The 25903-nt window shown below is 69.6% G+C and carries 26 protein-coding genes; 9 read left to right on the top strand and 17 right to left on the bottom strand.

Annotation, left to right across the window (positions count from 1 at the left end):
* The first annotated feature begins 1 nt into the window (after position 1).
* Both ACWGIH_RS32710 and ACWGIH_RS32705 read left to right on the top strand, forming a co-directional pair.
* Positions 2-1000, top strand: a complete 999-nt coding sequence (locus tag ACWGIH_RS32710) for a C40 family peptidase (protein WP_453448824.1) — start codon at positions 2-4, stop codon at positions 998-1000.
* 199 nt (positions 1001-1199) lie between these two features.
* On the top strand, positions 1200-1898 hold the full coding sequence (locus ACWGIH_RS32705; protein ID WP_453448825.1) for a phosphatase PAP2 family protein: 699 nt from the start codon (positions 1200-1202) through the stop codon (positions 1896-1898).
* A gap of 338 nt (positions 1899-2236) precedes the next feature.
* Here ACWGIH_RS32705 and ACWGIH_RS32700 read toward each other — a convergent pair whose 3' ends face one another.
* Both ACWGIH_RS32700 and ACWGIH_RS32695 read right to left on the bottom strand, forming a co-directional pair.
* Positions 2237-3820, bottom strand: a complete 1584-nt coding sequence (locus tag ACWGIH_RS32700) for an FAD-binding oxidoreductase (RefSeq protein ID WP_453448826.1) — start codon at positions 3818-3820, stop codon at positions 2237-2239.
* A 104-nt stretch (positions 3821-3924) separates the two neighbouring features.
* Positions 3925-4080 (bottom strand): hypothetical protein, encoded by a 156-nt coding sequence (locus tag ACWGIH_RS32695; RefSeq protein WP_363213191.1) that lies wholly within the window; start codon positions 4078-4080, stop codon positions 3925-3927.
* Positions 4081-4200: 120 nt separating this feature from the next.
* Here ACWGIH_RS32695 and ACWGIH_RS32690 point away from each other — a divergent pair, with 120 nt between their 5' ends.
* Together ACWGIH_RS32690 and ACWGIH_RS32685 are read left to right on the top strand one after the other, a co-directional pair.
* Positions 4201-5019 (top strand): hypothetical protein, encoded by an 819-nt coding sequence (locus tag ACWGIH_RS32690; RefSeq protein ID WP_453448827.1) that lies wholly within the window; start codon positions 4201-4203, stop codon positions 5017-5019.
* A gap of 120 nt (positions 5020-5139) precedes the next feature.
* Entirely contained in the window at positions 5140-5322 is a 183-nt protein-coding gene (locus tag ACWGIH_RS32685) for a hypothetical protein (RefSeq protein WP_453448828.1), read from the top strand.
* Between the two features lie 107 nt (positions 5323-5429).
* On the opposite strand, the gene ACWGIH_RS32680 is transcribed toward ACWGIH_RS32685, so the two are convergent.
* A complete protein-coding gene (locus ACWGIH_RS32680) occupies positions 5430-5783 on the bottom strand; it encodes a metal-sensitive transcriptional regulator (protein WP_363213188.1) in 354 nt (117 codons plus the stop codon).
* A gap of 223 nt (positions 5784-6006) precedes the next feature.
* Here ACWGIH_RS32680 and ACWGIH_RS32675 point away from each other — a divergent pair, with 223 nt between their 5' ends.
* Both ACWGIH_RS32675 and ACWGIH_RS32670 read left to right on the top strand, forming a co-directional pair.
* Positions 6007-6627, top strand: a complete 621-nt coding sequence (locus ACWGIH_RS32675) for a DUF47 domain-containing protein (RefSeq protein ID WP_453400812.1) — start codon at positions 6007-6009, stop codon at positions 6625-6627.
* A 9-nt stretch (positions 6628-6636) separates the two neighbouring features.
* Positions 6637-7635, top strand: a complete 999-nt coding sequence (locus tag ACWGIH_RS32670) for an anion permease (protein WP_453448829.1) — start codon at positions 6637-6639, stop codon at positions 7633-7635.
* 172 nt (positions 7636-7807) lie between these two features.
* Here ACWGIH_RS32670 and pstB read toward each other — a convergent pair whose 3' ends face one another.
* The 10 genes from pstB to ACWGIH_RS32620 all read right to left on the bottom strand — a co-directional run bounded on the left by pstB (position 7808) and on the right by ACWGIH_RS32620 (position 18434).
* Positions 7808-8584 (bottom strand): phosphate ABC transporter ATP-binding protein PstB, encoded by a 777-nt coding sequence (gene pstB / locus ACWGIH_RS32665; RefSeq protein ID WP_249589096.1) that lies wholly within the window; start codon positions 8582-8584, stop codon positions 7808-7810.
* A 52-nt stretch (positions 8585-8636) separates the two neighbouring features.
* Positions 8637-9686, bottom strand: a complete 1050-nt coding sequence (gene pstA, locus ACWGIH_RS32660) for a phosphate ABC transporter permease PstA (protein WP_453448830.1) — start codon at positions 9684-9686, stop codon at positions 8637-8639.
* The gene (gene pstC, locus ACWGIH_RS32655) at positions 9683-10705 is read right to left on the bottom strand and encodes a phosphate ABC transporter permease subunit PstC (RefSeq protein WP_453448831.1); all 1023 of its coding nucleotides are present in this window, start codon (positions 10703-10705) and stop codon (positions 9683-9685) included. The genes pstA and pstC overlap by 4 nt, the downstream gene beginning before the upstream one ends.
* A gap of 117 nt (positions 10706-10822) precedes the next feature.
* Positions 10823-11953: a phosphate ABC transporter substrate-binding protein PstS gene (gene pstS / locus ACWGIH_RS32650; RefSeq protein WP_453448832.1), complete on the bottom strand. Its 1131-nt coding sequence runs from the start codon at positions 11951-11953 to the stop codon at positions 10823-10825.
* A gap of 220 nt (positions 11954-12173) precedes the next feature.
* Positions 12174-12596 (bottom strand): NUDIX hydrolase, encoded by a 423-nt coding sequence (locus ACWGIH_RS32645; protein ID WP_453448833.1) that lies wholly within the window; start codon positions 12594-12596, stop codon positions 12174-12176.
* On the bottom strand, positions 12593-13666 hold the full coding sequence (locus ACWGIH_RS32640) for a CHAD domain-containing protein (protein ID WP_453448834.1): 1074 nt from the start codon (positions 13664-13666) through the stop codon (positions 12593-12595). The genes ACWGIH_RS32645 and ACWGIH_RS32640 overlap by 4 nt, the downstream gene beginning before the upstream one ends.
* Positions 13647-15995: an RNA degradosome polyphosphate kinase gene (locus ACWGIH_RS32635; protein ID WP_453448835.1), complete on the bottom strand. Its 2349-nt coding sequence runs from the start codon at positions 15993-15995 to the stop codon at positions 13647-13649. Before ACWGIH_RS32635 ends, ACWGIH_RS32640 begins: the two co-directional genes overlap by 20 nt.
* 107 nt (positions 15996-16102) lie before the next feature.
* A complete protein-coding gene (locus ACWGIH_RS32630; RefSeq protein WP_453448836.1) occupies positions 16103-17125 on the bottom strand; it encodes a hypothetical protein in 1023 nt (340 codons plus the stop codon).
* Positions 17122-18021: an ABC transporter ATP-binding protein gene (locus ACWGIH_RS32625; protein ID WP_453448837.1), complete on the bottom strand. Its 900-nt coding sequence runs from the start codon at positions 18019-18021 to the stop codon at positions 17122-17124. Before ACWGIH_RS32625 ends, ACWGIH_RS32630 begins: the two co-directional genes overlap by 4 nt.
* Positions 18018-18434, bottom strand: coding sequence for a GntR family transcriptional regulator (locus tag ACWGIH_RS32620; protein WP_453448838.1), 417 nt, complete (start codon positions 18432-18434; stop codon positions 18018-18020). Before ACWGIH_RS32620 ends, ACWGIH_RS32625 begins: the two co-directional genes overlap by 4 nt.
* Before the next feature lie 167 nt (positions 18435-18601).
* Here ACWGIH_RS32620 and ACWGIH_RS32615 point away from each other — a divergent pair, with 167 nt between their 5' ends.
* Positions 18602-18955 (top strand): LppU/SCO3897 family protein, encoded by a 354-nt coding sequence (locus ACWGIH_RS32615; protein ID WP_453448839.1) that lies wholly within the window; start codon positions 18602-18604, stop codon positions 18953-18955.
* Between the two features lie 74 nt (positions 18956-19029).
* On the opposite strand, the gene mshD is transcribed toward ACWGIH_RS32615, so the two are convergent.
* Positions 19030-19953, bottom strand: a complete 924-nt coding sequence (gene mshD, locus ACWGIH_RS32610) for a mycothiol synthase (RefSeq protein WP_453448840.1) — start codon at positions 19951-19953, stop codon at positions 19030-19032.
* A 293-nt stretch (positions 19954-20246) separates the two neighbouring features.
* Between mshD and ACWGIH_RS32605 the strand changes: the two genes are divergently transcribed.
* Together ACWGIH_RS32605 and ACWGIH_RS32600 are read left to right on the top strand one after the other, a co-directional pair.
* Entirely contained in the window at positions 20247-22067 is a 1821-nt protein-coding gene (locus ACWGIH_RS32605; protein WP_453448841.1) for a bifunctional metallophosphatase/5'-nucleotidase, read from the top strand.
* Between the two features lie 97 nt (positions 22068-22164).
* Positions 22165-23460 carry an LmeA family phospholipid-binding protein gene (locus ACWGIH_RS32600; RefSeq protein ID WP_453448842.1) on the top strand — a complete coding sequence of 432 codons (1296 nt, stop codon included), beginning with the start codon at positions 22165-22167 and terminating at the stop codon, positions 23458-23460.
* A gap of 4 nt (positions 23461-23464) precedes the next feature.
* Here the strand turns inward: ACWGIH_RS32600 and ACWGIH_RS32595 are convergent, their stop codons facing one another.
* Genes ACWGIH_RS32595 through ACWGIH_RS32585 form a run of 3 tightly spaced genes read right to left on the bottom strand, consistent with a single transcriptional unit; the run spans position 23465 to position 25881 of the window.
* Positions 23465-24871, bottom strand: a complete 1407-nt coding sequence (locus tag ACWGIH_RS32595) for a sensor histidine kinase (RefSeq protein ID WP_453448843.1) — start codon at positions 24869-24871, stop codon at positions 23465-23467.
* On the bottom strand, positions 24868-25608 hold the full coding sequence (locus ACWGIH_RS32590; protein WP_453448844.1) for a response regulator transcription factor: 741 nt from the start codon (positions 25606-25608) through the stop codon (positions 24868-24870). Before ACWGIH_RS32590 ends, ACWGIH_RS32595 begins: the two co-directional genes overlap by 4 nt.
* Before the next feature lie 45 nt (positions 25609-25653).
* Entirely contained in the window at positions 25654-25881 is a 228-nt protein-coding gene (locus ACWGIH_RS32585; RefSeq protein ID WP_453448845.1) for a hypothetical protein, read from the bottom strand.
* Positions 25882-25903 lie beyond the last annotated feature (22 nt).

Genomic DNA, 25903 nt, shown 5'->3' with positions numbered 1-25903 from the left:
GGTGCGTAAGACGTGGCTGGTCGCGGCCGTCGGCATCGGTGGGGCGATGAGCTTCATCGCCCTGCTCGTCGTGGGGACGTACATGGCCGCGGGGAGCATCGCGAACGGAGCCGGTCAGGGGAACGTGGGGCTCGCGAAGGGCGCCGTGCCCGCCACCTATCAACCGCTCGTGCAGAAGTGGGGCAACCTCTGCAAGGCGATCAACCCCGCCCTGCTCGCCGCGCAGCTGTACCAGGAGAGCGGGTTCAACCCGAACGCGAAGAGTCCGGCCGCCGCCCAGGGGATAGCGCAATTCATCCCGGGGACCTGGGCCACGCACGGGGTGGACGGTGACGGCGACGGCGACCGCGACGTCTGGGACCCGAAGGACGCCATCCCGTCCGCCGCTTCGTACGACTGCAAACTCGCCGGTTATGTGAAGGACGCCCCGGGAAGCCCGACGGAGAACATGCTCGCCGCTTACAACGCGGGCGCGTACGCCGTCATCAAGTACGGCGGCGTTCCCCCTTACCGCGAGACCCAGAATTACGTGAAGACCATCACGGACCTGGAGAAGAGCTTCGCCCGGCCCACCGGCAGGGTGCAGCCCTCGCAGCAGGCGGCAGGCGCGATCTACTACGCGCAGAAGAAGCTCGGCACGCTTTATCTGTGGGGCGGCAATGGAACCGCCGAACAGAACGGCAGGTTCGACTGCTCCGGTCTTACTCTCGCCGCCTATCGCAGCGTGGACATCGACCTGCCGCGCGTGGCCAACGACCAGTACAACGCGGGCCCCCATCCGAAACGGGACGAACTGCTCCCGGGCGACCTGGTGTTCTTCTCGGACGACCTCACCAATTCCCGGGCCATCCGCCATGTCGGGATCTATGTGGGCGGGGGCTACATGATCAATGCCCCGCGGCCCGGCGCGGTGATCCGGTTCGACCCGATCGATACACCGGATTACTTCGGCGCGACCCGCGTCACCGAGGACGGCGCGAAGGCCGTTCGCGGCGCGTGATGTGGCTTGAACTCTCCGTCAGTACACTTCTCTGAGCTGCGGTGATGAGTCTCTCTTCGGTAACGTCTGCGTGATCATTCGGTGGAGAGTGGAACGTAGTGAAGGGGGCCACGCGTTCCCTTGACTGTAGCCACGGGGGTTGACGGAAGGACGCACGGCAAGGTGCGTCCGAGGCGAGAAGACAAGGGGCCGCAGCACCATGGCTGGACTCGACACAACAGGGTCGAACCCCGACGTCAGCCTGCTCTACGACATCAACGGCCTTGCCGAGGATTCGCCGGCCTGGCTGGCGAAGTCGATCGCATTCGTCGGCGAGTACGGACTGCTGTTCGCGCTTGTTCTGCTGGTCCTCTGGTGCTGGTGGGGTCAGCGAAAGCGCGGGGCGCTCGATGATGCCGCTTCCTCCGTCGCCGCTGTTGTCTGGGCGCCCTTGGCGGCCGCGATCGCCGTCCTGGTAAATGTGCCGATCCGGGGATTCGTCGAGCGCCGTCGCCCTTTCAAGGACCATGACGGCCTTGAGCTCCTTGTGCACGGAAAGACCGACTTCTCCTTCGTGAGCGATCACGCGACGCTCGCGATGGCTCTTGGCGTCGGGCTTTTCGTGGCCAACCGGAAGTTCGGTCTCGTCGGCATCGCCCTCGCCTTGTCCGAGGGTTTCTGCCGGGTCTTTATGGGCGTGCACTATCCGACGGACGTCATCGGCGGATTCGCGCTCGGAACGGCTGTCGTGCTGCTGCTCTCGCCGCTGGCCATGGCTCTGCTCACGCCTGTGGTCAAGGCCGTCGGGCGGACGGGGCGGGGCGCTTGGCTGGTGTGGGCGCAGCCGCGGGACGAGGCTGTGGCCGAGCTTCCCCGGCGGGCGGCTCCGGGGCCGGACGAGCGGGATCTTGCGGCGTAACGGTCGGCTTCTCGTCCTCGCGGCGGCGCTTCAGGAGCCACCAGCCGGTGCCGGCCGCCGCCACGGTCACTCCTGCGGAGATGGCGGCCAGGGGGCCCGCCTGGGGGTGCGTGCCTGCGTCGGCCGCGTGGGCCACGGGGGCCGTCAGGGCCAGTAGGGCGGCGGTGGACGCTGCGGCTGTGCCTATTCGCGGGTTCATACCCCCAGGGCAGCCGGGAGCCGGGGAGTGGGCCACCCGAGGGCGTGTCGGACAGGGCCGTTCGGGTTGCGGGGGACGCCGTCCGGGGTAACGGAGGGTTCAGGGCGCCGCCGGGAGGATCAGAGGGCCTGCGCGAAGATCAGAGGGCCTGCGCGAAGTCGAAGAAGCGCTTCGGGTCGTACTGCTGCTTCAGCTTCTTCAGGCGGGGGGCCGCCGGACCGTAGTAGGCCGCACGCCAGTTCTTCAGGGTCGGGTCCGCGTAGTTCTGGTACGCCGCTCCGGACGCGTACCGGCCCATCGCCCCATGAGCCGTTTTCAGCCATGCCTGGGCCGGCTTGCCGGACGTGCCGGGGCGCCACGCCGCGATGTACTGCGCCAGCATCCGGGAGCGGCGGTGCACGAAGGCCGTGGCCGTCGGGTCGACCCGGTTGATCGCACCGCCCAGGGCGGTGAGGGCGATGCTGCCGGCGCTCGCGCCCGTCACGTTCTCCACCTGGGTGAGGAGCGTGCGGATTCCGGCCGCCGACAGCGAGCGGTCGAAGAAGTCCGAACTCGCCGCGTACGTCTCGCGGTTCAAGGCCCCCTGCGCGCTGCGCCCCGGCGTCGCGCCGGGCAGATGGCACTGGGCGTCCGACGCGAAGGACGAGCAGCCCGCGTACACCTCCATCGACTCCTCGTACGAGCGCCGCTTCAGCGAGACGCTGCGGGCCGGGGCGCCGATCTTGTCGGCCAGGCGGTCCACCGCGTTCTGCAGTTCGCCGTACGTACCCAGGGAGAAGCACGCCACCGACACCGTGGGCGTCCCGCCCGGCGTGTTCGCCAGGTGCGCCGACGACCAGATCTCGTCCGGCTGGTCGGGACCCCACTCCTGCCACGCCTTGATGACCGCTGCCGCCTTCGACCAGGGCCAGCTCATGTACGCCGAGACGCCCTGCGGGGCCGCGTGCGTGCGGAACCGGAGCTCCGTCACCACGCCGAAGTTTCCGTTGCCCGCGCCGCGCAGCGCCCAGAACAGGTCCTTGTTCTCGCTCTTGGACGCGGTCAGTTGCTTGCCGTCAGCGGTGATCAGCGTCGCCGACGTCAGGCTGTCGCAGGTCAGGCCGTACGCCCGTGAGACCACGCCGTGGCCGCCGCCGAGGGTCAGGCCCGAGACGCCGACGGTCGGACAGGAGCCCGCCGGGATGGTCACGCCCTTCGCGGCGAGGGCGCGGTAGACGTCGATCAGCTTCGCGCCCGCGCCGACCGTGGCCGTCGCACCACTGGCGCGTGTTCCGTTCAGCTTCGACACGTCGACGACGAGGCGTCCCGTGCCGGACGACCAACCCCCGTAGGAATGGCCGCCGTTGCGTATGGAGACCGGGACGTCGTGGGCGCGGGCGTAGGCCAGCGTCGTGCGGATGTCGTCCGGGCCCGCCACGTACGCCACCGCCGTCGGCTTCAGGCTGTCGTAGCGCGTGTTGTAGAGCTGCCGGGCCGCCGCCCACTGTGCCTCGCCCGGCTTGACCAGGGTGCCGTCCAGGTCCTTGGCGAGGGCGGTGAGGTTCGCCGCCGCCGACGCCGCCGCGCTCGACGTACGGAGGGGAGTGCCGGAACGGGGGCCGCCCGCGCTGCGGGAGGTCGTGCCGCCGCCAGTGCCGCCGTCCGAGCCGGAGCCGGAACAGCCCGCCGCCGCGAAGGCCGTTGCGGCCGCCGCCGTGGTGCCGATGAACGTACGCCGTTCCATGTCGCCCCTCCCGTTGCTTCCCGGAGTACGAGACGGCGTGCGGGACCCATGGGTTCCGTCGGGCGGAAAGGGGAGTTGCGCGAGGGGCGGCGGTCCACGGCGGTCTACTCGTGGGAGGAGTGGGACTCCGCGTCCGTCCTGGCCTTGCTGCGCGCTCTGCGGGCCGGGCCGCGCCAGCCGCAACTGCACCTGGCCGCGCAGAAGCGGCCCTGTTCGACCGTCGTCGTGCGGTGGGGTTCGTCCTGTTGCTCCTCTGCCACGGACCCACGGTACCCACGCCGGGTTAACGCTCTTCCGCGTGACGGGTCAACGTACCGGTCGTTACACGGAACGACAGGGGGCTACAGAACCTCGCGGGAAGGCTTGGGGGTAGTCGGGCGATGGGTCAGCAGCAAAGGCGCACAGGCGGAGCGGCCGTCACGGCCGCGGCGGTGGGTCTCATGGCCGTCGCCACGGGCTGTGCGGGCGGCGGAGCCGCGGCCGACGACGGACGCAGCCCCCAGGACGCCGTGGACGCCGTGCGGGACTCCGCCGACGCCCTTGTCCGCGCGGGCAGTTCCAAGGCGCGTACGTCCATGGAGATGGCCAGCGGCGGGACCCGCGTGACCATCCGTGGGCAGGGCTCGTACGACTTCAGGCGGCAGGTGGGGCGGTTCGTGGTGGTCCTTCCGAAGGACCCCGCCGGGGACGAGGAGCACCGTCCCATCACCGAGCTGATGGCGAGCGGCGCGCTCTACATGAAGAACCGGGGGGCCGGGGTGCCCGCCGACAAGTGGGTGCGCATCGACACGGCGTCGCTCTCGGACGGCAACCTGGTCACGGGCGGCGCCACCGATCCCCTCGCCGCGGCGGAGCTGCTGCGGGGCGTGCGCAAGGCGTCGTACGTCGGGGAGACGGCGGTGGCGGGCGTGCGGGTCCGCCACTACCGCGGGACCGCTGACCTGCCGGACGCCGCGAAGTCCGCGTCCGAGGGGCAGCGGCGGGCCCTGGGCGCGGCGGCGAAAGGGTTCAGCAAGGGCGCGGTGCCGTTCGACGCGTACCTCGACGAGCAGGGGCGGCTGCGCAAGCTGCGGCAGCACTTCAGCGTCGCGAACGCGGAGGTGGCTTCGACCACGTTGCTGTTCGACTTCGGGGTGCGGGTGGACGTGCGGCTTCCGGCGAGCGAGGACATCTTCGCGGGGAAGATCGCCGAGAAGTAGGGTGCACGGCTAGTCGCGCCCGGGGGTGTGGAAATGGTCCGTCCGTGCCATGCGCGGTGTGTAGGCCGCTCCCTACTCTAGGAAGTCGGTACCGGCAGGAAGCAAGGTCAGGAAGAGGTGATGAACGTGGCTCTGGTGCGCGGTACGACAGTTCAGGACCACGTTGCCCTTGCCGAGATCGAGCTGTGCGGCGAACTCATCATCGCGGCGTCCGCCGCCGCGGAGCCCTTGAGCGCCGACCGCATCGACGAGGTCCTGAACGTCTACACCGACGTGGAGCGGCTGGGCAATAACCGGGACTAGACCCGGGCCCCCGGTTTCCCCGGGGTGCGGAGCGCGGCCCAGCCCCTGCCGCGTCCCTTCGCCCCCGTCCGTCGCCCGACGGCCCGCCGTGCGCGGCCCGCGGAGGATCAGGTGCGCATCATGCGGGCGATGGCCTTGGTGGCCTCCTCGACCTTCGCGTCGATCTCGTCGCCGCCCTTGACCGCCGCGTCCGCCACGCAGTGCCGCAGGTGCTCCTCGAGGAGCTGGAGGGCGAAGGACTGCAGGGCCTTCGTGCCGGCCGAGACCTGCGTGAGTATGTCGATGCAGTAGGTGTCTTCCTCGACCATCCGCTGCAGGCCCCGGATCTGGCCTTCGATGCGCCGCAGCCGCTTGAGGTGCTCGTCCTTCTGCTTGTGGTAGCCGTGGACACCCTGGTCGTGGCCGGGCTCGGAGGGCGCTTCGGTGTTCATGGCCACACCGGCCGCATCGGTGGTCGTCATCGCGTCCTCCTGCTTGGACAGTCACTCTGCTGGGCAGTGATAGGAAAAGCCACTGGCTCGCCTGGCTTCCTATACCCCTAGTGGGTATAGGATACTCGATTGCTCGGGGGGCGTGCTGATCACTGTGCCTGATGGGCGACACTGGGGTCTGGCCGGTTAGCCGTGGCCGGATGATGCGCCTAGCATCAGCCTGACCGAATCCAAAGCACCCCGAGGACCCCACGTGCGCTTTCGTCTGACCCCCAGGGAGACGAGCTTCTACGACATGTTCGCCGCATCCGCGGACAACATTGTCACGGGCTCGAAGCTCCTGATGGAACTGCTCGGGGCTGACGCCTCCGCCCGAGCCGAGATCGCAGAGCGTATGCGGGCCGCGGAGCACGCTGGAGATGACGCTACCCACGCGATCTTCCACCAGCTGAACTCCTCCTTCATCACGCCTTTCGACCGCGAGGACATCTACAACCTGGCCTCGTCCCTCGACGACATCATGGACTTCATGGAGGAGGCCGTCGACCTGGTCGTCCTTTACCAGGTCGAGGAACTCCCCAAGGGAGTCGAGCAGCAGATCGAGGTCCTGTCGCGAGCCGCCGAGCTCACGGCCGAGGCCATGCCGAATCTGCGGACAATGGACAACCTCACCGAGTTCTGGATCGAGGTCAACCGTCTGGAGAACCAGGCCGACCAGATCCACCGCAAGCTTCTCGCTCAGCTCTTCAACGGCAAGTACGACGCCATGGAGGTGCTGAAACTCAAGCAGATCGTCGACGTGCTCGAAGAGGCGGCCGACGCGTTCGAGCACGTCGCGAACACGGTGGAGACCATCGCGGTCAAGGAGTCCTGAGGCCTCTCCATGGACACCTTCGCTTTGGTCGTGACCATCGGCGTCGCGCTCGGATTTACGTATACAAATGGCTTTCACGACTCTGCGAATGCCATTGCCACTTCCGTCTCCACGCGTGCGCTGACGCCTCGCGCGGCACTCGCGATGGCCGCCGTCATGAACCTCGCCGGCGCCTTCATGGGCAGCGGTGTCGCCAAGACGGTGAGCAAGGGCCTGATCGAGACGCCCGAAGGCAACAAGGGAATGTGGATCCTCTTTGCCGCCCTGGTGGGCGCCATCGTATGGAACCTCATCACCTGGTATTTCGGGCTTCCTTCCTCCTCCTCCCACGCGCTTTTCGGTGGAATGGTCGGAGCCGCGCTTGCCGGTGGTATCGGGGTGATCTGGTCCGGAGTGCTCGACAAGGTCGTCATTCCGATGTTCATCTCGCCCCTTGTCGGTCTCGTCGCCGGTTATCTGGTGATGTGCGCGATCATGTGGATGTTCCGGAAGTCCAACCCGCACAAGGCCAAGCGCGGATTCCGTATCGCGCAGACGGTCTCGGCGGCCGGCATGGCACTCGGACACGGCCTCCAGGACGCGCAGAAGACCATGGGCATCGTCGTGATGGCCCTGGTCATCTCCGATGTCCAGGACGCCGACGCGCCCATTCCGATCTGGGTCAAGATCGCCTGTGCGCTGATGCTCTCCGCCGGTACGTACGCGGGTGGCTGGCGCATCATGCGTACGCTCGGACGCAAGATCATCGAGCTGGACCCGCCGCAGGGATTCGCCGCGGAGACCACCGGCGCGGGCATCATGTTCACCACCGCTTTCATGTTCCACGCGCCGATCTCCACCACGCACGTGATCACTTCCGCGATCATGGGTGTGGGGGCCACGAAGCGTGTGAACGCCGTGCGCTGGGGTGTCGCCAAGAACATCATCCTGGGGTGGTTCATCACGATGCCCGCGGCTGCGATCGTCGCTGCCGTCAGTTTCTGGCTCGTGAACCTGGCGTTCTTGTAATTCTTCGGCTGCGAGCAGTTTGTGGCTGGTCGCGCAGTTCCCCGCGCCCCTTCGGGGCACGGCCCGAACATAGGAAAGGCCCGCCTCCCGGGAGCCAGGAGGCGGGCCTTTCTTGTTGCCCCTGCGGTGGCACCGCCATGCAGCACCGCGGGGAGTCTGTGCTCTGCCGGAATTATCCGAAGCGGCCCGAGATGTAGTCCTCGGTCGCCTGCACGGACGGGTTGGAGAAGATCCGCTCCGTCTCGTCGATCTCGATGAGCTTGCCGGGCTGGCCGACCGCCGCGAGGTTGAAGAAGGCCGTGCGGTCCGAGACGCGCGCCGCCTGCTGCATGTTGTGCGTCACGATGACGATCGTGAAGCGCTCCTTCAGCTCGCCGATCAGGTCCTCGATCGCGAGCGTGGAGATCGGGTCCAGGGCCGAGCAGGGCTCGTCCATCAGGAGCACCTGGGGCTCCACCGCGATGGCGCGCGCGATGCACAGACGCTGCTGCTGACCGCCGGAGAGACCGGAGCCGGGCTTGTTGAGGCGGTCCTTGACCTCGTTCCAGAGGTTGGCGCCCTTGAGGGACTTCTCGACGATGGCGTTCAGCTCGCTCTTCTTGTACGAGCCGTTGAGCCGCAGGCCCGCCGCCACGTTGTCGAAGATCGACATCGTCGGGAACGGGTTGGGGCGCTGGAACACCATGCCGATGGTGCGGCGCACGGCGACCGGGTCGACACCGGGACCGTAGAGGTCCTCGTCGTCCAGGAGCACCTTGCCCTCGACGCGGCCACCGGTGGTGACCTCGTGCATGCGGTTGAGGGTGCGCAGGAAGGTGGACTTGCCGCAGCCGGAGGGGCCGATGAAGGCCGTCACGGAGCGGGGCTCCACGGTCATCGAGATGTCCTCGATGGCCTTGTGGGCACTGTAGTAAGCGGTCAGGCCCGATACGTCGATTCGCTTGGCCATGGGGATCACTGCCTTAGGGGGATTTTACGAGAGGGTCGCTGATGTGGCCGCGTCAGCGGCCCGTCTTGGGGGCCTTCCAGCGGGCTACGCCGCGGGCCGCCAGGTTGAGGATCATGATGAAGCCGATGAGGGCGAGCGCCGCCGCCCAGGCGCGGTCGTAACCTGCCTGGTTGCCGGCCCCGTACTGCTGGTAGATGTACAGCGGCAGGGAGGCCTGCGAGCCCTCGAACGGGTTCGTGTTGATCATGGGGTTCACCCAGACCAGGAGCAGCACCGGCGCGGTCTCGCCCGCGATACGGGCGACCGCGAGCATGACGCCCGTGGTGATGCCGCCGATCGCGGTGGGCAGGACCACCTTGAGGATGGTCCGCCACTTCGGGATGCCGAGGGCGAGTGACGCCTCCCGCAGCTCGTTCGGGACGAGCTTGAGCATCTCCTCCGTGGAGCGCACGATCACCGGCATCATCAGGATGGCGAGCGCCATGGCGCCGGCCCAGCCGGAGAAGTCGAAGCCCAGGATCAGGATCCAGAAGCTGAGGACGAACAGGCCCGCGACGATCGACGGGATACCGGTCATGACGTCCACGAAGAACGTGACGACCTTGGAGAGCTTCCCGCGCCCGTACTCGACGAGGTAGATCGCGGTGAGCAGGCCGATCGGCACGGCGATGGCGGAGGCCAGGAGCACCTGCTCCAGGGTTCCGATGATCGCGTGGTAGATGCCGCCGCCGGGCTCGTCGTCCGCGACCACGCCCATGGAGTGGGTGAGGAAGTAGCCGTTGAAGACGGTCGAGCCGCGCTCCACGGTCTCGTAGATCAGCGAGGCCAGCGGGACCACGGCAAGCAGGAACATGACCCACACCAGCGAGGTGGCGAGGCGGTCCTTGGCCTGGCGGCCACCCTCGACGGTGACCGCGGCGACGTACGAGACGCCGATGAAGAGGATGGCCGCGATCAGGCCCCACTGGATGCGGCTGTCCAGGCCGGCCCCCACGCCGATGCCGACGGCGACGGCGACGGAGCCGAGCGCGACGACGGCCGGCGTCCAGCGCGGCAGGCGGGCGCCCTGCAGGCTCGCGGGCTTGGTGATGGTGGCGCTCATGCGTTGGCCCCCGAGTACTCCTTGCGGCGCGCGATGATCATGCGGGCCGCGCCGTTGACCAGCAGCGTGATGACGAAGAGGACCAGGCCGGACGCGATGAGCGCGTCACGGCCGTACTCGGTCGCCTCGTTGAACTTGCTGGCGATGTTCTGCGCGAAGGTGCCGCCGCCGGGGTCGAGCACGGACGCGCTGATGAGGAAGGTCGGGGAGAGCACGGTGGCGACGGCGATGGTCTCGCCGAGCGCGCGGCCCAGGCCCAGCATCGAGGCGGAGATCACGCCCGAGCGTGCGAAGGGGAGCACCGACATGCGGATGGTCTCCCAGCGCGTGGCGCCGAGCGCGAGCGCGGCCTCCTCGTGCATCTTCGGGACCTGCAGGAAGACCTCGCGGCTCACGTTCGTGATGATCGGCAGGATCATGATCGCGAGGAGGATGCCGACCGTCATCAGGGAGCGCGGGGCGCCGCCCTGGTACTCGAAGATCCCGGTCCAGCCGAAGTAGTCGTCGAGCCAGCTGTAGAGGCCGGTCAGATTGGGCGCGACCACGAGGGCGCCCCAGAGCCCGTAGACGATCGACGGCACGGCGGCCAGCAGGTCGATCACGAAGGCGATGGGGGTCGCCAGCTTGCGCGGCGCGTAGTGCGAGATGAACAGCGCGATCCCGATGGCCACGGGGACGGCGATCACCAGGGCGATCACCGAGCTCACCACGGTGCCGAAGACCAGGACCGCGATGCCGAAGAACGGCTTGCCGCCGGTGGTGGCACCGGCCGGGTCCCACTCGAAGGTGGTGAGGAAGTTGCCGGTGTTGTCCGCGAGCGCGAGGGCCGCACGGTAGGTCAGGAAGGCCGCGATGGCGGCCATGATCGCGAGGAGCGCGATGCCGGAACCGCGGGAGAGGCCGAGGAAGATCCGGTCGCCGGGGCGGGTCGCGCCGCGGCGGGGGCTCTTGGGGGTGATGCCCGAGGGCTTCACGTCGTTGAGGGGTGGAGGTGCGGTCGTACTGCTTGGTATATCCATAAGATTCTCCGGTCTGCGGAGCCGATCACCGCTTCCTCAGCGGGAGTTGCTCCTGGCGGCGGTGCACCGGACGGTGCGGCCGGCCCTGACAAGCGGGGCCGGCCGCACTCGGTTCGACTAGCTCAGGCCCGCGACGGTCGTGCGGACCTTGGAGATGATCTCGGCCGGGATCGGCGCGTAGTCGTTCTCCTTGAGGACGTTCTGGCCGTCCTCGCTGGCGATGTAGGTCAGGAAGGACTTGGTCGCGGCGAGGGTCTCGGCCTTGTTGCCCTTCTCGCACAGGACCTCGTACGTCACCAGGGTGATCGGGTACGCGCCCTCGGCGGTGGGCTTGTAGTTCAGCTCGAGGGCGAGGTCGTTGCCCTTGCCGACGACCTTGGCCTCGGAGATGGCCTTGGAGGCGTTGTCGACGGTGGCCTTCACCGGCTCCTTGGCGTCGGTCTGCAGGTCGACCGTGCTGATGCCGTCGGAGGCGTAGGAGAGCTCGAAGTAAGAGATGGCACCGGGGGTCTGCTTGACCTGGCCCGCGACACCGGAGGAGCCGTTGGCGGACTGGCCGCCCTTGGCCTCCCAGGACTTGCCGGGCTCGTACGACCAGGCGGACGGGGCCGCGCCCTTGAGGTACTTGGTGAAGTTGTCCGTGGTGCCGGACTCGTCGGAGCGGTGGAACGCCTGGATCTTGGTGCCGGGGAGCTTGGCGTCCGGGTTCAGCTTCTTGATCGCCTTGTCGTCCCAGGTCTTGATCTTGTCGTCGAAGATCTTGGCGAGGGTCTCGGCGTCCAGGACGAGGTTGTCCACGCCGGGCACGTTGTAGCCGACGGCGATCGGGCCGCCGACCATCGGCAGGTCGATGGCCTGGCTGTTCTTGCAGACCTTCTTCGACGCCGCGATCTCCTCGGGCTTCAGCGCCGAGTCGGAGCCCGCGAAGGCGGTCTGGCCCTGCATGAACGCCGTGATGCCGGCGCCGGAGCCCGTCGGGTTGTAGTTCAGCTGAACGTCCTTGCAGGCGGTCGAGTAGACCTTGCGCCAGGCGTCGATCGCGTTCTTCTGCGCGGACGAACCGGAGGCCGCGAGCTGACCCTTGGCGTCGTCACACTTGATGTTGGCGTTGGCGTTGGTCTCCTTGCCGGTGCCACCGCTGCCGCCGCTCGTGTCGTCGGAGCCGCACGCCGTGAGGGCCAGGGCGCCGGAGACGGCGATGGCGCCGAGGGAGAGGGCGCGGAGCCGGTTCTTGCGCTGAAGCTTCACTTTCGGGTCTTCCTTCCGGGAGCCGCCGGCCCTGTGCTGGCGGCGTGCGAGGTCATTCGTCGTTCCGGTGCTGCGGTCGTTCTGTCCTGCGGTCGTACGTTGTGTTGTAAGGCTGAAATTAGGCAGGGCAGGTGAAGCGGCCGATGGGCACGAGTGAACGGCGGGTGAACCTCGGAGGGCGGCCTGGTTAGGCGGGGTGCCACGCAACGTAGCGGATAGGTCACACTACGTTGAGGATGCCGAGCAGAGCGTCGACGAGCTGCTGGTCACGGGGCTGCGTGAGGCGGTTGCGGGCCGCGGTCGGCGAGAGCCACAGGATGCGGTCGACCTCGTCGTTGGGCGAGAAGTGGCCCTCCCTCGCCTCCGCCGCCCAGTAGCTGACCTCCTTGGGGCGCCCCTGGGCCAGATAGCGGACCGTGGGCAGCCGGGCGCCGGGATCGCAGCGGTGGCCGGTCTCCTCCTCGACCTCGCGCAGGGCGCCGGCCAGGGGGGTCTCGGCTCGCTTCAGCTTCCCCTTCGGGTGCGACCAGTCGTCGTACTTCGGCCGGTGGACCAGGCATATCTCCAGGCGGCCGTCGAACGGGGAGTGGCGCCACAAGACGCAGCCCGCGGCGCGCACGGTCTCGCCCTCGGGTCGCGTCACCGCGTGCTCACCGCCTCTGTTTCCCGGAGCCAGGCCTGGTGGAACGCGAAGCGGGCCGCTTCCACCTCGTGGCGCTGGTCGGCGTGCAGGACGCCGAGGGCGTACGCCGTGGCGGGGGCGATGCGGGGGGTGCGGGCGGCCGTCGCCGCCGCCGACGCGGCCTCCGCGGCCTCGCGGTGGCGGTCGAGCGCCCGCCCCGCGTCCGTGAGGCGCGGGTCCCCGCCGGGGCTGCCGGCGAGGACCTCCTGGGCGTACCTGTGCAGGCGGAGGAGGGCGCGGGTCTTCAGCCAGGGGGCGTCCTGGGCCTCGGGGGCCTCGCTCGCCGCGAGGCCGTGCGTCAGCGCTTCCGCGTTGTACGGGTGGCCCGCCTGGCCCAGGGGGAGCGCGGCGACGGCTTCGGCGAGGTTCTCCCCGGCCTGCGCCGCAAGTGGCTTCAGGTCCTCCGGGGTGCTGCTCCTGAGGGGGACATCGCTGGCCAGTACGGCGACGTTGTCCGCCACCGCGTGGAAGCGGGAGGAGCCGAAGGCCTGGAGGGCTGCGGAGTGGGCCCTGGTCCGCGCCAGGGTGAGCTGCCGTTCCAGCAGGGCCGCGGCCTTGGCTGCGCCTACCGTCAGGCCCCTCGGAGCCCCGCCCTGTTCATCGGCGCCCTGTGGTGCGGGCCGCGCCCAGCCGTTCTGCCGCGCGGAGCGTTTGGCGGTGCCGGCCGTGTGGTCGGTGGGCGTCGGCACCCCCGGCGTACCCGAGAGGCGGTACAAGGCGTCGAGGAGCCGCTCCAGGCGGGCCGCGAAGGCGTGCTCCCTCGCCAGCGTGCCGGACAGCCAGGCCAGTTCGGGGCGCATTCCCGCCGCCCACTCCTGGTCGAGGAGCGGGCGGAAGGTGTGCAGGGTGCCGCCGATGCGGCGGGCGGCGCGGCGCAGGGCGCGGGCGGCCTCCAGGGACTCCTCCGCCCCCTGCGCGTCCGTCGAGGACTCGCGGTGCAGCCGCAGCGAGCGCAGGAACTCCGTGGCCTGGCCCTGCAGATAGGCCGACAGGACGTCGCCTGTCGTCGTCTCATGGTTTAGCTGTGCCACGCCGGCGCCTCCGGGCGTCTATGAGCATCTCCTGTACGTTCCGCAGGGGCTGGCCCTCCGGATCCAGTGCGTGCCGGGTCCAGTTGCCGTCCGCGCCCAGGTGCCAGGAGGCGGTGGTGTCCGACATGCCGGTCTCCAGGAGCCGGCTCAGCGCCGCCCGGTGGGCCGGGTCGGTGACCCTGACCAGCGCCTCGATACGGCGGTCGAGGTTGCGGTGCATCATGTCGGCGCTGCCGATCCACACCTCGGGTTCGCCCGCGTTGCCGAAGGCGAAGACCCGGGAGTGCTCCAGGAAGCGGCCGAGCACGGAACGGACCCGGATCGTCTCCGAGAGCCCGGCCACACCCGGTCGCACCGCGCAGATGCCGCGTACCCACACGTCCACCGGCACCCCGGCCTGCGAGGCGCGGTAGAGGGAGTCCACGACGGCCTCGTCGACCATCGAGTTGACCTTGATGCGCACGTAGGCGGGGCGGCCCGCCCGGTGGTGCTGGATTTCCTTGTCGATGCGTGAAATGAGCCCGTCGCGCAGGGACTTGGGGGCGACAAGAAGGCGGCGATAGGTCTCGCGGCGCGAGTACCCCGAGAGCCTGTTGAAGAGGTCGGACAGGTCGGCGCCCACCTCCTGCTTGGCGGTGAGCAGCCCCAGGTCCTCGTAGAGCCGGGCCGTCTTGGGGTGGTAGTTGCCGGTGCCCACGTGCGAGTAGCGGACCAGGGTCTCGCCCTCCTGGCGGACGACGAGCGACAGCTTGCAGTGCGTCTTCAGGCCGACCAGGCCGTAGACGACGTGGCAGCCCGCTTCCTCCAGCTTCCGCGCCCACTTGATGTTGGCCTGCTCGTCGAAGCGTGCCTTGATCTCGACCAGGACGAGCACCTGCTTGCCCGACTCGGCGGCGTCGATCAAAGCGTCGACTATGGGGGAGTCGCCCGAGGTGCGGTACAGCGTCTGCTTGATCGCGAGGACGTCCGGGTCGGCGGCCGCCTGCTCCAGGAAGGCCTGTACGGACGTCGAGAACGAGTCGTACGGGTGGTGGAGCAGTACGTCACGTTCGCGAAGGGCGGCGAAGATGTCCGGCGCGGACGCGGATTCCACCTCGGCGAGGTCGCGGTGCGTGCCCGCGATGAACTTCGGGTACTTCAGCTCGGGCCGGTCCAGGGACGCGATGCCGAAGAGCCCGGTCAGGTCGAGCGGGCCCGGCAGCGGGTAGACCTCGGCCTCGCTGATCTTGAGCTCGCGCACGAGCAGGTCGAGGACGTTCCGGTCGATGGACTCCTCGACCTCCAGGCGGACGGGCGGCCCGAAACGGCGCCGCATGAGCTCCTTCTCCAGGGCCTGGAGAAGGTTCTCGGCGTCGTCCTCCTCCACCTCCAGGTCCTCGTTCCGGGTGAGCCGGAACATGTGGTGCTCCTGGATCTCCATGCCCGGGAACAGCTCCGCGAGGTGCGCGGGAGCGGCGATGACGTCCTCGATGGGGACGTACCGCTGGGGGGAGGCCTCAAGGAAGCGGGAGAGGAGCGGCGGTACCTTCACTCGTGCAAAGTGGGTGTGTCCCGACACCGGGTTGCGCACGACCACGGCGAGGTTGAGCGAGAGCCCCGAGATGTACGGGAAGGGGTGCGCCGGGTCGACGGCGAGAGGGGTCAGGACGGGGAAGATCTGCTGCCGGAAGAGCGTGAAGAGGCGGGACTGCTCCTTCTCGGTCAGCTCGTTCCAGCGGACCAGGTGGATGCCCTCGTCGGCGAGGCCGGGGGCGACGTCCTCCTGGTAGCAGGCGGCGTGCCGGGCCATGAGTTCGCGGGAGCGGTTCCAGATCAGCTCGAGGACCTCGCGGGGCTGCAGGCCCGAGGCCGAACGGGTGGCGACGCCGGTCGCGATGCGCCGCTTCAGCCCTGCCACCCGGACCATGAAGAACTCGTCCAGGTTCGAGGCGAAGATCGCCAGGAAGTTGGCCCGTTCGAGGAGCGGGGTGTTCGGGTCCTCGGCGAGCTCGAGGACGCGCTCGTTGAAGGCGAGCCAGCTGCGCTCCCGGTCCAGGAAACGGCCCTGCGGCAGCTCCTGGCCGTCGTGTCCCACCTGGCCGTCCTCGTCGTACGCGTCGAGATCGGCGTCGATGTCGGGGTCGAGGTCGGACACCGCCGCCGACAGCGTGTGCGGGCGGTGCGCGGCGATGGAGCCCACGGAGGGCTGGGCGTGCTGGACACCTTGCGTGCTGGGCTGGCTCATGGCCCCATTCTTCCGCGCGGGGACCCCGATGGGCGCGTCGGAGAGTGCCGGGGTGAGGACGAGCTTCCCGTTCATGGGGGGAGGGTCGGGCACGGCGGGCTGCATTGAGCGAGGGTCGCAAGCCAGTCTGAATCGCTGGTTACGGCGACATGACGTGCGGGACATGTGCCGGGGTCCCCCGGACGTCTACATGTCCGGGGGCCGTGCGCAACTCAGGCGGTGCGGCGCCGCAGCACGCGGAACGCCGCGTATGTCGCCGCCGCGGCGAGCGCGAGGACGATGCCCGTCTCCACGAACTGGAGGGGCCAGAAGTGGGACGAGGGGTGGAAGTCGTTGTACCAGCCGGTGATTTGGTGCTTGTCGAGGCACTGTTTGTAGCTGTAGTTCGCCACCCCGTCCGAGCACACGGACTCCGGCAGCCGGCCGCCGTCGGCGGTGATCCTGCCCTGTTCCACCCCGAAGCCGAAGGGGGGAGGCCCCTGCGCGTACCCGCCCGACGAGGTGACCGTCTGCGTGGCCCACAGATGACCCCGCAGCAGCGGCAGAGCGAAGACCGTACCCGCCGTGACGGCCAGCGCGGCACCCATCGCGGGCAGCGTCCGCCGCAGCACCACCCCTGCGAGCGCGCCGACGCCGAGCCCGAAGAGGGCGTAGGCGACGGCGACCGGTCCCACGGAGCCGTAGATCCCCCGCTCGAACCAGGATGCCTGCGAACCATTGAAGTTCGGCCCTGTGCTCCACGCCCAGCGCTGGCCCGCGGCGAGCAGCGTGACGGCGACGGCCACCGCGGTGGCGCACAGGCTGAGGCGGACGGCGAGCCAGCGCACCGGGGAGACGGACTGAGTCCAGGCCAGCTTGTACGTGCCGGTCTCCAGGTCGCGTCCGATCATCGGTCCCGCGACGAACAGGCCGATCAGGCAGGGTGCCACGAGCAGGGCCACACCCGAGTAGTCGATGTACCGGCGGAACGAGGAGTCCGTGTCCGCGTACTCGCGGGCCGTGGTGTAGCAGTCGGGGGTGATGTCCATCCCGAGGGAGCAGCCGGTCGCCCTGAAGGCGTCCGCCGCGTGGGAGATCACCAGGTGATTGGTGACGAGCGCCGCGATGCCGAGCACAACGAGCCCGAGTGTGATCCACAGGGCGGTGCGGTGCTGACGCAGTGCGGCGCGGTAGGGGCCGGGGAGGGTGCTCCGGCGGCCCTGCTCCCGGGCGGGAGCCGTCGTCAATGCGCTCACGCGGTCACCGCCGGGTCGGTCACGGTGGTGCCCGGCGTCAGGAGTGCAGGTGCCTCCGGCGAACGCAGATGGGCCAGCAACAGTTCCTCCAGGGAAGGCTCTTCGACGTCCCAGCCTTCGTCGATCGGGCCGTCCGGGCGGATCAGCGCGGTCAGGCCACGACCGGTGGCGCGGGACTCGACGACCGTGTGCGGGGCGAGCTCCTCGGCGGGGCGGCGCCCGGTGACGAGGGCGTGCGCGGCGACGAGGTCGTCGATGCCGCCGCCGAGCCGGACCCGGCCGCCGGAGACGAGCAGCAAGTGATCGCAGGACTCGGCCAGTTCACCCACGATGTGCGAGGACATCACCACGGTGGTGCCGTGCTCGGCGGCCTCCGCCATCAGCGTCCCCATCAGCTGATGGCGGGCGAGCGGATCGAGGTCGGCCATCGGCTCGTCCAGGAGCAGGAGTTCGGCCCGCTTGCCGAGGGCGAGGGCCAGTGCGACGCGGGTGCGCTGCCCGCCGGAGAGCGTCCGCACGCGCAGCTTCGGGTCCAAGTCGCCCTCGCGTACGACACGTCCGGCGAGCGCGGCGTCCCAGCGCCCGGGGTTCAGCTCGGCGCCGAGCCGCAGGGTGTCGGCGATGCTGAGCTGCGGATAGAGCGGCTTGTCCTGGGCGACGTACGCGACGCGTTCGCGCGCGGCGGCCGGATCGGTGCCGAGTACGGCGAGCGTGCCCTCGGTCGGCCTCAAGAGACCGGCGGCCAGGGCCAGCAGCGTCGACTTGCCCGCGCCGTTGGGCCCCACGACCGCGCAGATCCTCCCGGCGGGCAGCCGGAAGGAACAGTCGCGCAGGGCATGGCCCCGCCGCCCGTAGCTCTTGGCCAGCGCGGCCGCCTCGATGGCGGTGTCGGTCATGCGGGGTCCCCCTTGGATACGTGCTCTGCATGCTCTGACTGCGTGAACTGCTCTTCCAGCACGGCGCTGAACAGCGCCGCCACGTCGTCCCTCTCCAGACCGGAGGCGCGGGCACGTGCCGCCCACTGGCTCAGCTCGCCGCGCAGCGGTGAGTCGGCGGGCGTGGAGCCCAGCGACTTCCGTACGAAGGTGCCGAGTCCGCGGCGGGCCTCGACCAGGCCCTCGCGTTCCAGTTCGCGGTAGGCCTTGAGGACCGTGTTCGGGTTGATGGCCGTCGCCTCGACGACCTCACGGGCCGTGGGCAGCTTGTCGCCCGGCTCCAGCAGGCCCAGGCGCAGGGCTTGTTGGGTCTGCTGGACGATCTGGAGGTAGGTGGCGACGCCGCTGCGCCGGTCGATACGGAACTCGACCATGCCCTTGCACCACCCTTTCACTAATTGAGTAGTGAAAGGGTGGTGCAAGAAGCTGCTTTCGTCAAGGAGCTTCGTCAAGGAGCTGGTTTCGTCAACGGGCAGGCGATCTTGTAGCGTCTGCCGCTCAGTCTTGACGTGAACACGCATGGAAAGTCGGGGGACTTACCTTGTCCAATTCATCCTTCAGCCGCCTGTCACCCGTGATGAAGATGGTGACCCTGCTCGTCGCCGCGGTCGTCGCCGGAGTCTGGTGGTACAGCAGCCGGGGCAACACCACGGGCCCCGACAGCGAGGCCGCCAAGGCGCCCGCGGTCGCCGAGGTCGGCGACTGCGTGCAGAACAAGGGGTCCGACAGCAGCCCCGACATGGAGGTCATCGGCTGTTCGAGCGCCAAGGCCGAGTACAAGGTCGCGAGCAAGTTCGAGAGCGAGTGCAAGCCGGGCCAGTCCCAGTACCAGGAGACCCGCCGCGGGCGGGTGCAGTTCGAGATGTGCCTGTCGGCGGTGGAGCCGGCGAAGTAGCCGGGCGCACATGACGAAGGGCGCGGTGTCCCCACCTGGGGAACACCGCGCCCTTCGTGGCGTACGTACGGGTGTCAGGACTCCGTGCGGTACATCAGGTCCGTCTCGTGTGTGACGAAACCGAGCCGTTCGTAGACGCTCACCGCCGCCTTGTTGTCCGCGTCCACGTACAGCATCGCGGTCGGCAGGCCCGCCGCCGCCAGGTGGTTGAGGCCGATCGTCGTCAGGGCCTTGCCGAGGCCGCCGCCCTGCGCGCCCGACCGCACCCCGAGGACGTACACCTCGCCGAGGCCCTCGTCCGCGTGCACCTTCGTCCAGTGGAAGCCGACGAGCTCGCCGTCCTTCTCGGCCAGGAAGAAGCCCGCCGGGTCGAACCACGGCTCGGCCTTGCGGTCGTCCAGGTCGCGCTGGGTGAGCGAGCCCTGCTCGGGGTGGTGGGCGAAGGCGTCGGCATTCACCGCGAGCCAGGCCGCGTCGTCCTGGCCCGGGACGAAGGGGCGTACGGACACGCCTTCGGGAAGGACGGGTTCGGGCAGGTCGAGGTCGCCCAACGAGCGCCGCATCTGCCGCAGTTCGCGGAAGAGGGTGAGCCCGAGGACCTGCGCGAGGTGCCGCGCTGCCGAGTGGCCGCCGTGCGCCCAGATCCGCACCCGGCGCCCGGACTCGGCGAGCAGCGCGGTGCCCAGCGCCCGGCCGTGCCCGCGGCCGCGGTGCGCGGGGTGGACGACGAGCTCCGCCGCCGGTGCCTCGATGGGGTCGGTGTCCTCCAACTGCGCATATCCGACGAGCTCGTCGCCGAGGGTGAGCAGCAGATGCCGTACCCCGTCCCGCGCACCTCCCCGCAGCTGCAGCCGCCCCTGCTCGGACACGGCCTGCTGGCCGTCCGAGCGGGCCGCTTCCGCGAGGAGCCCGAGCACGGCGTCGGCCTGGTCGGAGGTGAGGGCGGCGACCGTGTCGATCTGCCGCAGGGTGGCGGGAGGCTGCTGCTCGTCAGTCATGGAGTCGAGGGTACGGCGGCGGCCGGTCCAGGAGCAGGTCACCGACGTACTCACGGCCCGCGGGGGAGTGCGCGACGGCGTACGCGCCGCTGTCGCCGCACCCGGCCGGCTTCGCCCCCGTACGCCCGCACGGTCGTCCGAAGTGGTCCGAAGTGTCCGTAACGTTCCCGCCGTGCCCCTCGACGGCAACCACCTCGTAACCCGTAACCCCCTGTCGCGCTACGCGCGTTGACTTTAGGCTGCGCGGAGTTTCACCACCCTCAGTTCGTCTCAGACCTCTCCCAGGGGGACACGTGCCAGTCACTCCTCAGCCGCGTCGGCCAAGACGCCGCGCCACCCGTGTGCTCGCCGCCGCGGCCGGTCTCGCCACGATCGGTGCGCTGGCCGCGGCGCTGCCCGCGAACGCCGGGCAGGACCGCACGGGCGCGGCGGACGCGGCGGGCAAGAAGCGCACCGTCGACGTGCAGCTGCTGTCCTTCAACGACTTCCACGGCAATCTGCAGCCCCCGGCCGGATCCTCGGGCCAGGTCACGGAGAAGCAGGCCGACGGGACCGAGAGGAAGATCGACGCGGGCGGCGCCGAGTATCTCGCCACGTCGCTTCGTACGGCCCGCAAGGGGAAGCCCTACAGCGTCACGGCCGCCGCCGGTGACCTGATAGGCGCGAGCCCGCTCCTGTCCGGCCTCTTCCACGACGAGCCGACCGTCGAGGCGATGAACAAGCTCGGCCTCGACGTCACCAGTGTCGGCAACCACGAGTTCGACGAGGGGGCCAAGGAACTGGCCCGCATGCAGAACGGCGGCTGTCACCCCAAGGACGGCTGCTTCGAGAAGGACAAGAAGTTCAAGGGGGCCGACTACCCCTACCTCGCGGCCAACGTGACCGACGAGAAGACGGACAAGCCCGTCCTCAAGCCGTACTGGGTGTGGAAGCACAAGGGCGTCAAGGTCGGCTTCATCGGTGTGACCCTGGAGGGCACGCCCGACATCGTCTCCGCCGACGGCGTCAAGGGGCTGAAGTTCCACGACGAGATCGAGACGGTCAACAAGTACGCCAAGATCCTCGACAAGCAGGGCGTGAAGTCGATCGTCTCGCTCATCCACGAGGGCGGCGCCCCCGCGAGCCAGGCGTACAACTACAACTGTGACGCGCCGGGCGCGGGCGACGGCATCTCGGGCCCGATCACCACCATCGCCAAGGGCATCTCGCCCAAGGTCGACGCGCTGGTCACCGGGCACACCCACTCCGCGTACGTCTGCACCATCCCCGACCCGTCGGGCAAGCCCCGCATGGTCACGTCCGCCTCCTCCTTCGGGAAGCTCTACACGGACACCACGCTCACGTACGACCGCAGGACCAAGGACATCGTCCGTACGTCGGTGAAGTCGGCGAACCACGTCGTCAGCCGGGAGCAGGCGAAGGCCCCCGACATGACCTCGCTGATCCAGCGCTGGGACAAGCTGGCCGCCCCGGTCGCCAACAAGCCGGTCGGCTTCATCTCCGCCGACATCCCCGGCCGTGGCGCCACCACTCCCGAGGCGCCGCTCGGCGACCTGATCGCGGACGCGCAGCTCGCGCACGGAAAGTCGCTCGACCCGGAGACGGATCTGGCGCTGATGAACCCCGGCGGCATCCGCTCCGACCTCGTCCACAAGGCGAGCGGGAGCGAGGGTGACGGGGTCGTGACGTACGGCGAGGGCTTCACCGTCCAGCCGTTCAGCAACACGGTCAATCTCGTCGACCTGACCGGCGCGCAGCTGATCACTGGGCTGAAGCAGCAGGTCAGTGGGTCGAACGAGGCATCCCCGAAGATTCTGCAGATCTCGGACGGCCTGACGTACACGCTCGACATGACGAAGTCCGGCGCCGATCGCGTCGTGACGGATTCGATCAAGCTGGGCGGTAAGGCGATCGATCCGGCCGCCACGTACCGTGTGGCGATGAACTCCTTCCTCGCGGGCGGCGGCGACGGCTTCGCCGAGCTCGGCAAGGGCACGAAGCCGCTGGTCGGCAGCGATGACCTGAAGGCGTTCAACGACTACTTGACCGCCAACTCCTCGGCGGACAAGCCGATCGCGCCGCCCAAGGCGGACAGGATCACCATCGTGAAGTGAATGACGCGTTAACAGACGTGCTCAGAAGGTGACCTAAATCGGTCGTTACTGGGCGTAAGGCTTGGGGTGGGGTGTGAACGTATGGTGAAATCAGCTGATGCGTTCCCCCCACCGCATAGCCACGCTTCCGCCCGATCACAACCAGGCCTATCCGTCTGATGGTTGGCACGCCGAATCGGTTCCCCCCGAAGCATCGCAGGCGGAGACGACCGCTCCGCTGAATCCGTACGACGAGCTCGGCGCCCTCGCGTCGCCGAACCCGCTGGAGGACTTCCTCCACGACACGGACGACGACAACGCAGCCGACAAGACCGAAGCCCCCTGGCAGCCCCCGAACCACCGCCGCGGCAGCCGCCGCCGCATCAACCGGTTCGCCGGGCTCCCGCTCGCCGCGAAGGCCGTCGTGGCGCTCCTGGTCGCCACCGCCTTCCTCGGGCTCGGTGACCGCTGGGCCCTGCTCTACGCCGAGCACGAGGCCGCGGAGAAGCTCAAGGACTCCCTGCACCTGAGTGCCACGCCCGAGGTCGACATCGAGGGCTTCCCCTTCCTGACCCAGGTCGTCGACAAGCGCGTCGACAAGGTCAAGGTCACCGTCCCGGACGTCGCGGCGGACCGGATCTCGCTCGCCCAGGTCTCCGCCACCGCCACGGACGTGACGATCACCGGCGACGGCCCCACCGACATCAAGGGCGCCCTCATCCGTGAGATGAAGGGCGAGGTGCTGCTCTCCTTCGACGACCTGAACCGTGAACTGGGCGCGTCCCAGGTCACGTTCACCGGCCACGGCAGCGACCAGGTCCTCGCGCGCGGCACGCTGCCCGTCGCGGGCCACGACCTGAAGCTGCGCGCGGACGCCCGCATCCAGCGCAACGGCGACCGCGGCATCTCCACCGACATCGGCAGGATGAGCCTGCAGATCGGCGACCTGGCGACCTACCGGCCCGGCACCCGCGAGTCCGAGGGCCTGCACCTCAGCAAGAAGTCCGCGGACCGCCTCGCCGAGGAGACCGCCAAGGCCAAGGCGCTGCTCTCCGTGCCGTCGATCGTCAAGCGGCTCGGCGTCCCGGACTCCGTGGTCAGCGGCGCCCTGAAGAGCGACACCAAGCTCCACGACCTCGTCGGCTCGCCGCGCTTCATCAACGACGTGATGGGCCTGAACCTCATCGACGTCGCGATGGGCCACCCCGAGCTCCTGAAGAAGCTGGGCCTGGACCCGGGCCTCCTCAAGGGCCTCTCCCAGCTCACCCGCCCCGTCCTCACCGACCGCCTCACGCTCGCCTTCCAGCTGCCGAAGCTGCCGGGCAAGGGGAACGTCTGGCTGCAGGACGTGAACGTGCAGCAGGACGGCATCCGGGTGCGGCTGAGCGGTACGGGTCTGGGGATCGGCAAGTAGCGCCTTACGCGGCGGGGGGCGGGGTCGGCGCCCCCGGCAGGCGGACCGTCGCCACGGTCCCGCCGCCCTCAGCGGGCCGGAGCTCCACCTGGCCGCCCGCCTGGTGCACGGTGCGGGCCACGATGGACAGGCCGAGGCCCGAACCGGGGAGGCTGCGGGCCGACGGGGAACGCCAGAACCGGTCGAAGACGTGCGGGAGTTCGTCGGTGGGGATGCCGGGGCCGTGATCGCGGACGGTCAGCGCGCCTTCCTTCAGGGCCACCTCGACGGCGGAGCCCGGGGGCCCGAACTTCACCGCGTTGTCCAGGATGTTCACGATGGCCCGCTCGAGGGCCGCCGGCTCGGCGCGTACGTACCAGGGGGCGAGGTCCGCCTCGAAGGTCAGCTCGGGGCCGCGCAGCCGAGCCCGTTCGAGGGCCGCGTCCACGATGTCGTGCAGGGCGACGACCTGCACCTTTCCGCCCTGTCCGCTGTCCGTCCGCGACAGCTCCTGCAAGTCGCCGATCAGCGCCGCCAGTTCGGTCATCTGGGCCGTCACGGACGCGAGCAGCGCCTTGCGGTCGTCGGGCGGAATGGCCCGGCCGGTCTCCTCGCTGCGGGCGAGCAGCTCGATGTTCGTACGGAGCGAGGTGAGGGGAGTGCGCAGCTCGTGGCCCGCGTCGGCGATGAGCTGCTGCTGGAGGTCGCGGGACGAGGCGAGCGAGGCGGTCATGGAGTTGAAGGAACGGGAGAGCCGGGCGATCTCGTCGTCGCCCTCGGCGGGGATGCGGAGATCGAGGTCTTCGGTGCGGGCGACGTGCTCGACGGCCGCGGTCAGCTCGTCGACCGGGCGCAGGCCGGTGCGGGCGACCCAGAGGCCGGCGGCGCCCGCGCCGATGACCCCGATGCCGGCGACGAGGGCAAGGACCAGGACCAGGTTGTCGAGGGTGTCGTCGACCTCGTTCAGGGGGCGGGCCACCGAGACCGCGCCGGTGACACCCCGCAGGGGATAGGTGTAGACGCGGTACTCGGAGCCGTCCGACGCGATGCCGTTGTGCACGGTCGCGCGGGACCTGCCGTCGGCGACGGCCGTGTCGGCGGCCGTCACCTTGACGGACTGCTCACCGACGATCAGGCAGTCGTTGCCCTTGGGATCGACCACTTGGATCGTCTGCTTGATCAGGTCGGGCCGCTGCGCGATCTCCCCCGGCTGCTCGCTGCACCGGCTGGTCTGGATCGCGTTCAGGACCTCCCCGGAGGAGAGCTGGGCCTCCCGCAACGCGCTGTCCAGCGAACTCACCAGCGCGTTGCGCACCACGAACCAGCACACGACCGCGGCCGCCGCCACCGCCAACGCCACGGCCGAGGCGACCAGCATCGCAAGCCGCGAGCGGAGCGGCATCGCGCGATAACGCCGCACCAGCCCCGTCACTCGCCGCCCCCGCCCGACCCCGGCCGCAGCACGTACCCCACACCCCGCACCGTGTGGACGAGGCGAGGCTCGCCCCCGGCCTCCGTCTTGCGGCGCAGGTACATGACGTACACGTCGAGGGAGTTGGAGGACGGCTCGAAGTCGAAGCCCCAGACCGCCTTCAGGATCTGCTCCCGGGTGAGCACCTGACGCGGGTGCGCGAGGAACATCTCGAGCAGGGTGAATTCCGTGCGGGTCAGCTCCACCGTGCGCGCCCCGCGGGTGACCTCCCGCGTCGCGAGGTCCATCCGCAGGTCGCCGAAGGCGAGCGTGTCGCCCTCCGCGGCCTGCCCCGCGCCGGCCGCGTACGAACTGCGGCGCAGGAGCGCCCGGATGCGGGCGAAGAGCTCGTCCAGCTCGAACGGCTTGACCAGGTAGTCGTCGGCGCCCGCGTCGAGCCCCGTCACGCGATCGCCCACCGTGTCGCGCGCGGTGAGCATCAGGATGGGCGTCAGGGAGCCGGTCGCGCGCAGGCGGCGGGCGGCGGTGAGGCCGTCCATGCGGGGCATCTGGATGTCGAGGACGACCAGGTCGGGGCGGTAGGCGGCCGCCTTCTCCAGCGCGTCGGCGCCGTCGACGGCGACCTCCGTCCCGTACCCCTCGAAGGCGAGACTGCGCTGCAGCGCCTCCCGCACGGCCGGCTCGTCGTCGACGATCAGGATGCGCAGCTGTTCGCGGTCGCCTTCGGCGGGGCTCATCGGCTCGGTACTTCCTCGGGTGCGGGGTGGTGGACGGGGCCGGTATCAGCCTCGCACGCGCGCGCGGGGCTTGCGGCGTGCGGCGGGCCGGGAGGACGGTGCCTTGGCCGTGGCCACTTCGGGGGCGCGGGCCGCGGTGGCGCCGTGCAGTTCCCCGGCCACGGCGAGCGGGAGGCCGAGTCCCGCCGGATCGGTGTCGGGCAGGCTGCCCCAGCCGATGGTGGCGGCCAGGGCGTGCCGGGCGCGGTTGACGGTGATCAGGGGTCCGGGCATGGCGGCCTCCAGGTGCTCCGGG

It is taken from the genome of Streptomyces sp. NPDC054872 (assembly GCF_053610705.1).
This window is presented reverse-complemented; position numbering and strand designations above follow the sequence as displayed.